Below are 14,814 nucleotides of genomic sequence, written 5' to 3' on the forward strand. Positions count from 1 at the left end.
TTCATTGAACTAAGAAAGATGTATATGTTAAAATGAAAAAATGACCACTAGAAAATATTTTCTTTTATTCTATAATTACCCAATTTTATTTTATCAAAAACACCTGTGTTTGTCAAACTTTTGGTCAAATTTTTTTGTCGATAAGGAGTGACGATATGGAGCAGTATGAACGAGAGCAGAAGAGAGAACAGCATCGAATAGAGGAAGTTGTAAAAAAAATTCAAGAGCGTGTGGAGAGTCTCCAACAATATGTAAGTAGCGGGCAAAAAGAGGTAGTTCATATTCGAAAAAACTTTTGGGACGATGTAACAGTTAACTTTGATAATGCTGAAGAGGCTATTGAAACAGCAGCAAGTATAAAGCAACAAGCAGAGTTATTAGCGGAAAGAGAACGTAGTCACTATCATGCAGATAAGCAGCTTACCATATTAAAACGACTAGAGCAATCTCCGTATTTTGGGAGAATTGATTTTTTAGAAGAAAGTGAAAGAAGTCCTGATCAAATTTATCTTGGCATTCATTCCTTTTTTGACGAAAGTACAGAACAATTTCTTGTTTATGATTGGAGAGCACCAATATCTAGTCTGTATTATGATTATTCGTTGGGATCGGTCGTGTATAAGGCGCAAAATGAAATGATTACAGGAGAAATAACTTTAAAGAGACAATTTATCATTCGTAACGGTCAAATGGAAAGTATGTTTGATACGGGAGTAACAATTGGTGATGCATTATTACAAGAGGTGTTAGGGAAGAATGCGAACACACAAATGAAAAGTATCGTTGCTACGATTCAGAAAGAACAAAATCAAATTATTCGTAATGAAACGAGTCGTTTACTCATTGTGCAAGGAGCAGCAGGAAGCGGAAAAACATCGGCTGCATTGCAGCGTGTGGCCTATTTACTATACCGATATCGAGATACATTACATGCAGATCAAATCATTCTTTTTTCTCCTAATCCAATGTTTAATAGTTATATATCGACTGTTCTTCCTGAATTAGGAGAAGAGAATATGAAACAAACAACATTTCAAGACTATGTAGAGGAGCATATAGAAAAAACTTTTCATGTAGAAGATCCGTTTACGCAAATGGAATATGTACTTGCGGGGAAAGAAGACTCAAAATACTTAGTACGCATGCAAGGTATCCAATATAAAGCAAGCTCGTCTTTTTTGAAAATTGTAGATAACTATGTGACGTATTTGAGACAAGGTGGAATGCTTTTTAAAGATGTGAAGTTTCGCGGAAATTTATTAATATCAAAAGAGGAAATAAAAGGGAAATTTTATTCTTTTCCTCTGTCGATGAGGATTCCTAATCGAATAAAATTAATTTCTGAGTGGCTACTAAAAGAATTAAAGAAAAGAGAGCTGCTAGAACGAAAAAAACTTTGGGTGGAAGAAGAGATACAGCTATTAGATAAAGAAGCGTATGCTAAAATTCATAAAAAACTTCAACAAGAGAAACAATATGATGCTAATACATTTGATGATTTTGAACGTGAACAACAAATGTTAGCTGCAATGATTGTGAAAAAGCATTTTAAGCCACTTCGTAAACGAGTGAAAGGTCTTCAATTCATGAATGTACCTGCGGTTTATGTACAGTTGTTTGCAAATCCGTTGTTTGCAGAGAGATTTACGAGCAAAAATGAATTACCGCTATATTGGAAAGAAATATGCCAAGAAACAGTAGAACGCATACAGCACTTTCAGATGGCTTATGAGGATGCGACGCCTTATTTATATATAAAAGATCAGCTCGAAGATTTACAACGAAATACATCTGCAAGGCATATATTTATTGATGAAGCACAAGATTATTCTGTTTTTCAATTTACCTTTTTGAAGCGATTATTTCCACATAGTAACATGACAGTACTTGGTGACTTTAATCAAACGATACATGCACATGCGACTGAAAATGGTTTTTCGCAATTGTATGCTTTGTATGGAGAGGAAAAGAGTAAGAGGATTGAACTTACACGTAGTTATCGTTCAACGAAACAAATTATTGAATTCACACGGCAACTTATTTCAGAAGGTAACTGTATTGAACCATTTGAGCGCGAGGGGAGAAAACCCGTTATAACAGCAATAGAAACGGATGAAGAATTACATCAAAGAATTATAAATCGAATTAAATATTTGAAAAAAAATAATCATAAAACGATAGCGATTATTTGTAAAACTGTCGAGGAAAGCAAAGCGACATATGACATACTACAGCAACATGTACAACTTCACCTTATCGAAAAAGAAACAGCTTCGTTTGGCTCGGGAGTACTTATTGTACCTTCATATTTAGCAAAAGGTGTAGAGTTTGACGCTGTTATTATTTATAATGCTTCAAACCAACAATATAGAAAAGAAAGCGAACGTAAGCTTTTTTATACGGCTTGCACACGTGCTATGCACGAGTTATATATTTATTATAAAAACGAATTAAGTCCGTTTTTATCAACAGTCGAGGTAAATGCTTATATGCAAGATAGATAAACGAAACAGGGGTCGCACTATGAAGCGTGACCTCTGTTTCGTTTTCATGTTTATATGGCAGCAGAGTAGTTACATTGTATTTCGTTGGATTAAATTTCCGCATATCACACATAATAATGCGTAAGAAATTCTGATGATTTAGGATGGTTAAAATGTGGAAAACAATTGTTGCCTATCTTCCAGAATGGAAAGTTTTTGGGCAAGCTTTTATTGTATTGTTCATCCCGTATATGATTTCAAAAATTTTTAGTTGGATCCATAAATTAGAGGGAAAGTAAAGGAATGAATTATCATCTGTATTGATTCTTAGTCAACCACAGAAGAATAACTTTATCGCTATCCTCTCAGTCTGATAAACATTTGCTGCTGAAGTTAGTATGTATTAGGATACCGCTTAAATTGGATTCATACTAAGTTTTTTAAGAGAAAGAGTGATAAGAATGAGAGAGCGGAAATCAAACATTAACCAAATAAAAAAACAAACCAATACATATGAAGAAAAACAGGAAGTTAGGTCTATTCAAGAATCAACAGAAAAGTTTACAGGCGATTTTACTTTGGACTTGGAACTTGTAAAGCAAGAAATTAGTGAACACTCAGATGTACACTATCGAGAGTTTAACATTGGGCGTACTGGTATTCAAGCGGCAATCATTTTTGTGGAAGGACTTTCAGATAAAGAGCTCATCGACACACATATTATGAAATCATTAATGAATGATTTTAATGAAGAATACCAGAATGATGCATCTTACAAGCAAGGGACGGTTGCGAAAGAGTTTATTAAAGGACAAGTTCTTTCTATTAGTGAAGTAAAAGAAGTTTACGATATAAAAGGTTTGATGTCTAAAGTATTGATAGGATCAACGGCACTTTTGATTGAGGGCTCATCAGATGTATTGATTCTCAGTACAACGAAAGGGAGAACCAGGAATATAGAAGAGCCTATATCAGAGGTATCAGTTAGAGGTCCGCGGATCGGTTTCACAGAAATTTTAAGCGATAATACCGCCCTTTTACGACGTCATGGTGAAAATGCAGGCTTATCATTAGTAAAATTCCAAGTAGGGAAGCGGGCAAAAAAAGACCTAGTCGTCGCTTATATGAAAGAGATTGCTGATTCGGAATTAGTAGAAGAAGTTAAGAAAAGAATTCAGAAAATTGACATTGATAATGTACCGGAATCAGGATATGTAGAGCAGCTTATTGAAGATAATTACTTCAGTCTTTTTGCACAAGTACAGAGTACAGAGCGTCCTGATCGCGTCATTGCTGCATTGATGGAAGGTAGGGTTGCAATTTTATTAGACGGAACACCTTTTGCATTAATCGCTCCCGTTACATTTAGCATGATGATGCAATCGCCCGAGGATTATTATGAACGTTGGATTTCTGGCACGCTTATCCGTCTGTTACGTTTTGGGGCAGCTATGATTGCTCTTTTTACACCTGCTTTGTATATTTCGTTTATCTCGTTTCATCCTGGATTGATTCCGACTAAGTTAGCCATTTCTATTATAGGAGGACGGATAGGTGTTCCTTTTCCTGCGATTATAGAAGCGCTGCTGATGGAAGTAGCTATCGAAATTTTACGAGAAGCCGGACTACGTTTGCCAAAACCAATTGGCTCAGCAATGGGGATCGTCGGTGGACTAATCATTGGGCAGGCTGCGGTAGAAGCTGGGATTGTTAGTCCCATTATGGTTATCGTAGTAGCCGCAACGGCGATTTCTTCATTTGCTCTCTCTCATTATAGTACAGCGATTCCACTTCGCATCCTTCGCTTTGTAGGAATGTTTTGCGCGGCCTTGTTTGGATTGTACGGACTTATTCTGTTTTTTCTCTTCTTATGTAGTCATTTGGTGAAGCTGAAGAGCTTTGGCGTGTCCTATGTTAGTCCAGCTGTTCCTTATCGATCAAGTGATTGGAAAGACTTTATAGTTCGCGTTCCATTTCAGATGATGAAACGTCGTCCAAAGATGCTAAATACGAAAGATCCAATACGAAAAGGATAGCTTACTTTGAAAAGGAAGTGACCAGCGATGATTACCAATCCAAAAGATCGAATTGAGACTTCACAAGCAGCTGTCATTCTTATCAATTATGTACTTGCAGCAGGTATTCTCACCTTGCCTAGAACAGCTGCAGAGAAAGTGAAAACACCAGATGTTTGGATAACTGTTATTTTAGGCGGGTTGATAGCGATGATTATGGGGGTAATCATTGTAAAATTAAGCCAGCAATTTCCTGGAAAAACATTTTATCAATACAGCCAAGACATTGTAGGAAAATGGATAGGCGGGTTACTTAGTCTATTTATTATCGTTTATTTTTTTACCCTTTCCTCATTTGAAGTGAGAATACTGGAGGAAGTAACAAGTTTCTTTTTACTGGAAGGAACTCCTGGCTGGGCTATTATCATGGCATTTATGTGGGTGAGTCTCTATTTGATGATAGGTGGCATCAATCCAATGGCTCGTATGTTTGGAATTATATTCCCAATCACAATTTTTATTTTTTTGCTGACTGCCTTTATGAGTATTGGAATATTTGAGATAGATAATCTCCGTCCGGTATTAGGATTGGGTATTATGCCAGTATTAAAAGGGATCAAAACAACAACTCTCGCTTATTCAGGCGCCGAAATCATGTTGCTCCTTTTAGTGTTTATGAAGCAGCCGAACAAAGGTGTAAAAGTTGTACTAGTTGGAATTGCTATTCCTTTGATTTTTTATGTAATTACCGTTGTGATGGTAATTGGAGCGTTTTCTATCGATGGAGTAATAACGAGAACATGGCCAACGTTTGATCTCATGAGAAGTTTTGAAATCCCCGGTTTAATATTTGAACGGTTTGAATCTTTATTACTTGTAATATGGATTATGCAAATCTTTTCAACTTATACAATCTGTTACTATGCTGCTGCTTTTGGGTTGGCCCAACTTTTTAAAAAGAATATTCATTCATTTATGTATGGATTACTACCAGTTGTTTACATCATTGCTTTAATCCCAAAAAATACTAACGACTTATTCAAACTGGGGGATATGATTGGTAATACTGCTTTGCTTTTATTTGGCGTACTGCCAATTCTTCTTCTCATGATTGTGAGATGGAGGAAACGAAAAAATGAAACAAAATCTTAAAAATATACGATTTCTCCTTATTTTACCATCAGTGTTTTTACTTTTTTCTCTTACAGGATGCTGGAGCAGTCATGTAATTGAAGAGCTTGGTTTTGAAGTCGGTTTGGCATTTGATAAAGGCAAGGAGTCGACTGTTGAGAAAGCACTAGAAGAAGAAGGCGGAGGATATTCAAAAAAAAACCTTATAACCACTACCTATCAATTTGTTAAACCGCAATCATCAAGTGGGGGGAAGGGCGGGGCGTCGCAAGAAAAAGCCTATACGAATGTTTCTGAAACGGGAGATTCTCTTCATCAAATGATTCGTGAAGTTTCATTAAGAAGAGATCGCCCGGTAATTTTCCACCATACGAAAGTGATGGTTATTAGTGCAAATCTCGCGCGTACGTATAGTTTGAAAAAATTACTGGATGTGTATCTTCGTGATAATGAAATTCGACCAAGCTGCCTCATGTTAATTAGCAAAGGGCGAGCGAGCAAGACGTTAGAAATGAAGGAAACCGGAGAAATTCCAGCACTTCGTCTGTATGGAATTGCAGATAATCAATATAGAACATCAAGGATTTTACCTCCTGTTCCTCTTGCTAAATTACCAGGAAAGATGCAATCAGAATCCAGTTTCCTTTTACAAAATGTGGTATCGGCAAAAGGAGAAGTGAAATTTTCAGGAGCTGCTATCATAAAAGGAAAGACAAAAAAACTGCACGGTTTTTTGTCTGAAAAGGAATTGGAAGGTTTAACCTGGATAACTGGAAAAGGGAAAGGTGGTTTAGTGAAAGGTATTGATAAAGATACAGAACAACCGATTATGTATGAGGTGGCGTCTATGAAAAGTACAATCACGCCACACGTTAAAGGAAACAAAATTTCTTTTGATGTAAATATCGAATCAGAGGGGCGGATATCTGAAAATTGGGTTACTTCGGAAACGCCTTTTAAAAATAAATTTCTAAGAAGAGCAGAAAAAGCTGCTAAAAAAGAAGTGAATCGGTTAGTAGATCATACATTGAAAAAAATTCAAAAAGAATATCAAGTTGACGTTGCCGGTTTTGGAAACAGATTAAGAATTAAGTATCCAAAAGTATGGGAAAAGGTGAAAAAAGATTGGGATAAAACATTTAGTAAAGTGCCAATTAAATATAGCGTAAAAATAAACATTAAAGATTATGGAGCAAAAGGGTCTTAAAAGTGATCGCTTTTAGAAAGAGAAAAGAACAGTGAGTTTAAAGTATCACTGTTCTAATTTTTGTAAATCTGACTTTGGCCTCATTGTTACTCAGATTTCATATACACTAATAATTTATCTACACTGACAATGGTTTTCTCATTTACAGAGGCATGACCTTTTCCGAGAACGAATCCACGTTTATTGCGAATAACTTCATAATATAGGTCTAATCGATCACCAGGCTGAACGGATCCTGAAAATTCTACTCCTTCCAGTGATGAGAGAAATCCTAACCCCTCAGTATTTTCCGCGCTGACAAATGCTCCAAGCTGCGCAATTGCTTCAACAATTAACATGTACGGCATCGTCGTTTGTGATTCTGTTATATACCATTCATTGTAACTTACATTTTTATAACCTTTTACCCATTTGCCGGATTCCATTTCAACGATACCATCGATCATTAAAAATGGGTACCTATGCGGCAGAATGCTTTGAATGTTAATTTTACTCATGCATTACCTCCTTGATTATATACTATTGTGCAGTTACTATATAAATCCATTTTAATTTTTGATTAAAGCACTCTCATTAGAAAAAATGCCACTATTTTTAATGTTGTTAACTACTTGTTTTAATTTTTCTTCATTTTGAACAAGGGCAATGCGAACAAAGCCTTCTCCATGTGGACCAAACGTATGACCTGGTGTAACAACGACATTAGCACGATCAATTAATGCATATGCAAATTCTAAAGAAGTATAGCCTTTTGGAATCTCTGCCCATATAAACATGCTCCCAGCTGGTTTTTCGACATACCAACCTATTTCTGTCAGGCCATCAATAAATGTATCTCTTCGTTTTTGATAGATTGACCGGTTTGCTGCGCAATATGAAGCACCCTCTTTTAGAGCAACAGTTGCTGCTTTTTGAATGGGAAGAAAGACGCCATAGTCTGTATTTGATTTAAATTGCTTGAGAGCTCCGACAATTTCTTTATTTCCGATTATATAGCCAATACGACTGCCAGCTAAGCTATAGCTTTTAGATAAAGAGTTGATTTCCACACCGACGTCTTTTGCTCCAGGAACCGAGAGAAAGCTAATAGGTTTTTGATTATCATAATAAAATTCAGAATAAGCGAAGTCATGAACGACAATAATATTATATTCCTTTGCAAAAGCAATCACATCAGTAAAAAATGATTCCGTTGCCATTGCTGGTACTGGATTACCAGGAAAGTTTAAAATCATCATTTTTGCTTTTAGAGCAACTTCTGTTGGAATTGTATGTAAATCAGGGAGAAAATTATTTTCTTTTTGTAATGGCATAAAATACGGCGTTGCCCCTGCCATTGCAAGTCCTGTTGCGTATGCTGTGTAACCAGGATCTGGAACAAGAATAATATCATCTGAATCAGCAAAAACCATTGGTAAATGAACAAGCCCGTCTTGTGATCCCATTAATAATAAGATTTCATTATCAGCATTTAAAGTAACACGGTGATTCATCTCATAATATTCTGTTACAGCTTCATGAAATTCTTGTGTACCTGTTAATGTATATCCGTAATTATTTCTTTCATTTACCGCGCTTACTAGTGTTTCTATTACAATATCAGCTGGTGGCATATCTGGATTTCCAATACTTAAATCAATAATTTCATGACCTTCTGCCATTTTCTTTTTTTTATATGCTGCTAGTTCACTAAAAATTGATGATTGAAATGCTTTCATTCGAGTTGATAGCGTGTAACTCATGAATAACGCCCCCTAAAATACTATTGTTGTTATTAAAATTTATCTTGGTATTTGTATTATTTTGTTTTTCTGAAAACACACATAAATTCATTTTACCATTTTTGGCGGGAATATAAAAATAGCGATGATAATAAAATTTCCTTTACCGTATTTTTATAATAAAAACAATACATATATATAAAACTCAAACTGTTAGATTATCTGCTATTTTTATAACTAATTTTTAAAAAGCAGGAAATAATAGAGAGTGTATATCGACAAAAGGAGAAATAAATAATGAAACAAATTCCTATTGGTGTATCAAATCGTCATATTCATGTGACAAAGGAAGATTTAGAAAAGCTTTTTGGAAATGGTTATGAGTTAACGGTAGCAAAAGGGCTTTCTCAGCCAGGAGAATTCGCAGCAGAAGAAACACTTACAATCAAAACAGATAAAGCAGAAATTGTGAAAGTACGAATTCTTGGACCTGTTCGCAAATTTACACAAGTAGAGATTTCGAAAACAGATGCTCGTAATCTTGGTATAAATGCTCCGCTTCGCTCATCAGGAAACATTGATGGAACACCTGGTATTACCTTAATTGGTCCAAATGGTGAAATTCAAATTAATAAAGGGGTAATTGTTGCTGAGCGGCACATTCATATGACACCACAAGATGCAGCTCAGTTTCAAGTGAGTGATGGACAATATGTGAGTGTTAAAGTTAAAGGTGATAGAGGATTGACTTTTAATCAAGTATTAGTCCGAGTGAAGGATACATACGCTTTAGACATGCACATTGATACTGATGAAGCAAACGGTGGAAACATAAAAACAGGAGATTTCGGTGAACTGATTTTATAATAAGGAAAGCCATCTCAAAAATGAGATGGCTCCTACATATTTGGTGTTTGATGAGTATTTTTGCTTACTTGTTTTTGATGTAAAACTGAAATGAAAATAATAAATAAAGAAATAACACCAAAGATAAGTACCATATATTGCAATCCGATTGTATCCAAGAAAAAACCAGTTCCAAGTAAGACAATTTGGAACATTACACGATCAAACATATTACGGAATGAGAATATACGACCATGGTAACTTTTGTCAATTTTCGTTTGGAAGATTGTTGACATAACAGGAAAGAAGCAGCCAACACTAAAACCAAACATACCAAAAGAGACAAGTGTCATCCATTTTATATCGCTGAAAAAGAGAGATAAGTGGGAGAAAGCAATACAAAATGAAAAGATATACAGTAACTTATATGATGAAACACGTTCGGATAAACGTTTAATGACAAACGCACCAAGCATAAAAGCTAAACCTTCAATTGTATAAATAAACCCTTTAATTGTTGTATCATGCTGCATTTCACTAATATTTATGACCATTAAATTAAAACCACCAATAAATAATAGTGGAATAATACTTAAAATTAAAGCGCGAAACGCAATTGGGATTTCTTTTAAAATGCGAAATACTTCCATAAAACTTGTATTTTGACGTTTCTTTTCATTTGTAATATTTGTTTTTGTATCTTCAAAGTTCAATAAAAAAGTAGAAAAGAATAAAAATGCGTATGCAGCCATCGAAAAAGCATACATATATTTTAAACTCATTACAAGGAGAAGAACACCGCCGAGCGAAGTACCAACAATACGAGCGATTGTTCCGATATTCATATGAATTCCGTTCATTTGTAATAGTTCATGCTCCTGAACAATAAGTGGGATAACAGATTGCAAGGCAGGGAAATAAAAAGCAGCAGAAATTTGAATGGCGATCATAAATAAAATCATAAATGATATACTTTCGTAGTGAATAGCGAAAAACATAAAAATAACACTTACTACACGGCCAAATCCTGCATATAAAAGTACGTTTTTCTTGGAATATTGGTCAATAAATCTTCCAGCCATGGGACCAACGAGAACTCCAGCTAATAAACCAATAAACATAATAACGGATTTCATAAAATCAGAGGGAACATGCTTTTGCATGAATTCTAAATTACCTAAAATTCCAAGCCATAAACCGACCCCAGCAATAAATTCACCTGTTAGAACAACCCATACATTTTTATTATGCCACATAGAATAACCTCTCAATCTTTTGTTAAAATGAAAATCGTATAAAAGTCCTCCTTTTTATTTTATCTTCGAACTTTTTGAGTCAGAGTATATATTACGGGTTCAAAAGAGAAATTTCAATTTTTTTGACTTGAAAATTTATAGGGAATAGTAATAAATATTTACGCGTTATATTACTAAATTTTTTTATCCCGCATTAACGGGCAGTAATACTCCCACCTCAAAATTCAGCGAAAGCAAAGAAGATAGGTGGGAGATAAACTGCCCGTAAAAGCCCGATTGGTGAGGGCTGATAATCAGTGGGGGATGAAGAAGACCCCCACTGATTAAAGTTTCACTTTATGCGAAAGATAACAATAAAAAGCGCGATGAGTTTGGCTCATCGCGTTTTCCACTGTCTATGTATGAAAAGGTCAGTATTTGGTAGTAACAATAAAGACGATTTGTACATATGTAACAAATAACCTAGCTCCAGACACAACTAACACTGATAAGCCGAATCCACTAAGCAGTCCCGTCAAAATACGTAATAAATTATTACTCTCGCGCCACTTTTTCAATTGTGTATATCCATCAACAAACATTGGAATTTGCGCTAATATACCGATTGAAATTGGTACAGTATAGGTTATAAATAATAAAAATGGGATAAAAAGATAGCCGATTAAAATACCTGTACATCGCGCGCAGATAGGTAAAGGCGTTCCGTTCACATGAAAACAACGGGACGGCTTTCGATGGCATGGAACTATGTAAAGTACTTTTTCTATATACTTGTTAACCATTACAATCTCCATCACAAGAATCTAAGCTGCACTCACAGCACTCACCGAATAAATCGCCTACATTAAAACAACTATCTTTCTTTTTATGTTTTTTTCTTTTGTATGTAAATAGTGTAAAAAGGGTTGTTCCAACACCAAAAAGTGCAAGTATGCCTGCTAATAAATTATTTCGAGAAACAAGTAAAGCTGCGCTTATATAAAAAAATAAACTTGTAGTAATAAAAAGATGAAACAAACGAATCCCCTCTCTAAAAAACAGAATCATATAAATTATATCATAAATATTTGAATATAACGGCCAAACCCTGCATATAAACTATTTGCCGAAAATGGATTTGAAAAAACCAGTTTATCTATGATTGCAAAAGAAGTAGGTGTGACTAAACCTGCCATTTATTATTACTTTTCTTCAAAAGAAGAATTAATTAAAGAATTGTTTAAAGTAATTGTAAAAGAAATTAATTTCTCTAAATTTTTTTCAATTTGTAAATATAGTAAAGAAAATTTCGAAACACAGCTTATTCATGACGGAATTCATATGATACAAGTTCAAAAAAAAGACGTTTATTACTCCAAGATATTAAATGAATACGTTGTGTTGAGCATGCGGGAAGAAAAGTATGGAGACTGGTTACAGGAAATATTACAAGATTATTTAGAAGGGTTTATTGAAATTTTACACTTTGGAGTTGAGCTAGGAGTACTAAAAAATGAAAAAATTGAAGCGAAGGCACAATTACTTACTTTAGTTGTAGAGGGGTTAGATAAATATGTAGGAAGTTCATTCAATCTCCATGTTGAAGAAATTTGGAGGCTAACGGTAAAGAGTATTTTATAAAGGGGAGTAGTACTATGGTTGAAAAATCAAAAAGAATAACAGGTTTCGATTTCGCTAGGGCACTTGCGATATTTGGAATGGTCATTGTGAATTATAAACTAGCAATGGGAGCAGATGGTAATGGGGCAGCGTGGATTATTAATTTCACAGGCCTTTTTGAAGGAAGAGCATCTGCAATATTTGTTATTTTAGCTGGAATTGGTATCTCTCTTATGACCAAACGAGCACGTATAACGAAAGACCTTACTCTTATAAAAAAGAGCAAACATACAACTTGGAGAAGGGCAATCTTTTTATTCATACTGGGAATATTCTTATATATAATCGGCTGGAGTGCTGATATATTACACTATTATGCATTTTATATGTTTCTATCCTCTTTTTATATTGTTGCATCAAATCGTACTCTTCTATATTCTTTCATCGGAATTTTAACTACAGCGCAAATTTTTCAACTTATATTTGATTATACGAAAGGCTGGGATGCATCTTTCCATGAATATCCTGCATTTTGGACACTAGCAGGTTTTTTACGTAATCTCTTATTCAATGGATTTCATCCTATTTTTCCTTAGCTTTGCTTCTTATTACTTGGTATGTGGCTAGGAAGGTTAGATTTTACGCGAAATGATATAAGAAAAAAATTATTATGGTATTCCTCTTTTACATGTATTGTATTAGAAGGTCTTTCATTTTTTTTAATTAAAACAATAAGCCCCTATATAGGCAGAGACATTGCAATATATATTTTTTCCACAAAGCCTATGCCTCCAAATCTATTTTATATTTTATCTAGTTCAAGCACGGCTATTATCGTGATTATCTTATGTATATATGTCACAGAAATTTTCACTAAAAATGTAATTACAAAATCTCTTATTCTAACAGGACAAATGGCATTAACACATTATATTGGTCACGTCCTCTTTTTATTTGTTTTAGCAGCTGGAAATTTGTTAGGAAGTCAAACTCTATATATTTCGCTTATGTGGTCTATTGTCTTCTTTATAATTGTAATTATTATGTCCTATATTTGGCGATCCCGTCTTACAAGAGGCCCGATTGAATTACTAATGAGAAAATATAGTGATCAATGATTGGGAATATGACATATTTTCTATCTTGTGAGATTTATAGTAATCGATATACTTGATAGAGTGGAATATATTTAGCAGGGAGCAATAACAATGATTCGTGTACGTATTGAAGGAACAGAAACTGAAGTTATGCAATTTTTAAAAGATATGCCTGAGGTGCCTGGATATGAAAGAACATATTCACGTGAACCGCGAAAGGGAAATAATCCGAAGTATACAAATAGCAAGAGTGTTTTAGCATATCTCACATATAAGCAAAAAAACAAATAAAATAACAGATAATAAAATAACCGATCCTATTTAGGGTTGGTTATTTTATTTTGTATAAGATAGAGAAGAACTATACTTATAGCCTTAATGAGTAGCTAATGAGGTTTATATGGAAATACGACGAACACAGAATGTTAATTTTTATATTTTTCAACCAATAAAATACAAAATATATTGACTGTTTAACTGAGAAGTATTATCATTTTAATTGTTATATTGATAGTGATAATCATTATCAATAAATTGATGATAGATAAATGAAACCCTAAAATTTATTTCTTAATTGACAAACTATATAAAATCTACTTGTTTTACAAAAAAGTAATTTGTATTTTAGTTTGTCAATTACATACATTTTAAGGAAGGGAAATGGCTATATGAATCTTACAGGAAAAGTGGCACTCGTTACAGGTGCTGCCCAAGGTATTGGGGAAGCAGTAGTACGCATACTGGGTGAGTATGGTGTACAAGTTGTTGCTGTAGATAAAAATATAACTGTACTCGATAAACTTGTTTTTGATCTAACAGCTAAAGGTATTTTTATTAAAGCATTTGTCGCAGATGTTCGTGACAGCGCATGTGTTGAAGATGTTGTCAATCAAATTGAAAATGAAATGGGGCCAATTGAAATTTTAGTTAATGTTGCTGGCATACTTCGCATGAGTCCTATTGATTCGTTGAGCGACGAAGAGTGGAATGAGGTTTTTTCAGTTAATTCCAATGGTGTTTTTTATGTATCTCGTTCAGTGAGCAGACGTATGATGTCTCGCAAGTCTGGTTCGATTGTAACGGTGGGCTCAAATGCTGCATCTGTACCACGAATGCATATGTCCGCCTATGCAGCGTCTAAAGCAGCGGCTACAATGTTTACAAAATGTCTTGGTTTAGAGATGGCTAAATATAACGTTCGTTGTAACTTAGTTTCTCCAGGTTCAACAGATACTGAAATGCAGCGACAACTTTGGACTGATGAAAACGGAGTTAAAAAAATGATTGCAGGTTCGCAAGATACATACAGATTAGGAATTCCATTAAACAAAATAGCAACTCCTTCAGAAATTGCTGAAGTAGTTCTGTTTTTAGTTTCAGATAAAGCAAGCCATATTACAATGCATAATTTGTGTATTGATGGCGGTGCTACTTTAGGAGTCTAAATAAATATAGGAGG

15 protein-coding genes and 1 pseudogene are annotated in these 14,814 nt (G+C 34.5%); 11 read left to right on the plus strand and 5 right to left on the minus strand.

Annotated elements, in window-relative coordinates; translation table 11 throughout:
* Nucleotides 1-155: 155 nt before the first annotated feature.
* From helD to BM350_RS12375, 5 genes are all read left to right on the plus strand, one after another.
* Nucleotides 156-2,504 carry an RNA polymerase recycling motor HelD gene (gene helD / locus BM350_RS12355; protein ID WP_090914866.1) on the plus strand — a complete coding sequence of 783 codons (2,349 nt, stop codon included), beginning with the start codon at nt 156-158 and terminating at the stop codon, nt 2,502-2,504.
* Between the two features lie 152 nt (nt 2,505-2,656).
* Entirely contained in the window at nt 2,657-2,782 is a 126-nt protein-coding gene (locus BM350_RS27855) for a hypothetical protein (RefSeq protein WP_280141376.1), read from the plus strand.
* A 162-nt stretch (nt 2,783-2,944) separates the two neighbouring features.
* The gene (locus tag BM350_RS12365; RefSeq protein WP_090914862.1) at nt 2,945-4,519 is read left to right on the plus strand and encodes a spore germination protein; all 1,575 of its coding nucleotides are present in this window, start codon (nt 2,945-2,947) and stop codon (nt 4,517-4,519) included.
* 27 nt (nt 4,520-4,546) lie between these two features.
* Nucleotides 4,547-5,650 (plus strand): spore germination protein, encoded by a 1,104-nt coding sequence (locus BM350_RS12370; RefSeq protein ID WP_090914860.1) that lies wholly within the window; start codon nt 4,547-4,549, stop codon nt 5,648-5,650.
* The gene (locus tag BM350_RS12375; RefSeq protein WP_090914858.1) at nt 5,634-6,836 is read left to right on the plus strand and encodes a Ger(x)C family spore germination protein; all 1,203 of its coding nucleotides are present in this window, start codon (nt 5,634-5,636) and stop codon (nt 6,834-6,836) included. The genes BM350_RS12370 and BM350_RS12375 overlap by 17 nt, the downstream gene beginning before the upstream one ends.
* Before the next feature lie 86 nt (nt 6,837-6,922).
* On the opposite strand, the gene BM350_RS12380 is transcribed toward BM350_RS12375, so the two are convergent.
* A complete protein-coding gene (locus tag BM350_RS12380) occupies nt 6,923-7,333 on the minus strand; it encodes a 3-hydroxyacyl-ACP dehydratase FabZ family protein (RefSeq protein WP_090914856.1) in 411 nt (136 codons plus the stop codon).
* Between the two features lie 51 nt (nt 7,334-7,384).
* On the minus strand, nt 7,385-8,578 hold the full coding sequence (locus BM350_RS12385) for an LL-diaminopimelate aminotransferase (protein WP_090914854.1): 1,194 nt from the start codon (nt 8,576-8,578) through the stop codon (nt 7,385-7,387).
* A gap of 276 nt (nt 8,579-8,854) precedes the next feature.
* Here BM350_RS12385 and BM350_RS12390 point away from each other — a divergent pair, with 276 nt between their 5' ends.
* A complete protein-coding gene (locus BM350_RS12390; RefSeq protein ID WP_090914852.1) occupies nt 8,855-9,424 on the plus strand; it encodes a phosphate propanoyltransferase in 570 nt (189 codons plus the stop codon).
* Between the two features lie 32 nt (nt 9,425-9,456).
* On the opposite strand, the gene BM350_RS12395 is transcribed toward BM350_RS12390, so the two are convergent.
* The 3 genes from BM350_RS12395 to BM350_RS12405 form a co-directional block, all read right to left on the minus strand.
* The gene (locus tag BM350_RS12395; protein WP_090914850.1) at nt 9,457-10,659 is read right to left on the minus strand and encodes an MFS transporter; all 1,203 of its coding nucleotides are present in this window, start codon (nt 10,657-10,659) and stop codon (nt 9,457-9,459) included.
* Nucleotides 10,660-11,069: 410 nt separating this feature from the next.
* Entirely contained in the window at nt 11,070-11,441 is a 372-nt protein-coding gene (locus BM350_RS12400) for a DUF2085 domain-containing protein (RefSeq protein ID WP_139207644.1), read from the minus strand.
* Nucleotides 11,434-11,676, minus strand: a complete 243-nt coding sequence (locus BM350_RS12405) for a hypothetical protein (RefSeq protein ID WP_090914846.1) — start codon at nt 11,674-11,676, stop codon at nt 11,434-11,436. Before BM350_RS12405 ends, BM350_RS12400 begins: the two co-directional genes overlap by 8 nt.
* Nucleotides 11,677-11,760: 84 nt before the next feature.
* On the opposite strand from BM350_RS12405, the pseudogene BM350_RS12410 reads away from it, so the two are divergent.
* The 5 genes and pseudogenes from BM350_RS12410 to BM350_RS12425 form a co-directional block, all read left to right on the plus strand.
* Nucleotides 11,761-12,279, plus strand: a pseudogene (locus BM350_RS12410) (TetR/AcrR family transcriptional regulator); the annotation flags it as partial.
* Between the two features lie 14 nt (nt 12,280-12,293).
* Nucleotides 12,294-12,854 (plus strand): DUF418 domain-containing protein, encoded by a 561-nt coding sequence (locus BM350_RS27520; protein WP_244547992.1) that lies wholly within the window; start codon nt 12,294-12,296, stop codon nt 12,852-12,854.
* Between the two features lie 189 nt (nt 12,855-13,043).
* On the plus strand, nt 13,044-13,376 hold the full coding sequence (locus BM350_RS27525; RefSeq protein WP_244547993.1) for a DUF418 domain-containing protein: 333 nt from the start codon (nt 13,044-13,046) through the stop codon (nt 13,374-13,376).
* A 90-nt stretch (nt 13,377-13,466) separates the two neighbouring features.
* Nucleotides 13,467-13,646, plus strand: a complete 180-nt coding sequence (locus BM350_RS12420; RefSeq protein ID WP_090914844.1) for a DUF3970 family protein — start codon at nt 13,467-13,469, stop codon at nt 13,644-13,646.
* 377 nt (nt 13,647-14,023) lie between these two features.
* Entirely contained in the window at nt 14,024-14,800 is a 777-nt protein-coding gene (locus tag BM350_RS12425) for a 2,3-dihydro-2,3-dihydroxybenzoate dehydrogenase (RefSeq protein ID WP_090914842.1), read from the plus strand.
* Nucleotides 14,801-14,814: the final 14 nt, after the last annotated feature.

This window comes from Bacillus sp. 103mf (assembly GCF_900116295.1).
Taxonomy (GTDB): Bacteria; Bacillota; Bacilli; order Bacillales; family Bacillaceae_G; genus Bacillus_A; species Bacillus_A bruguierae.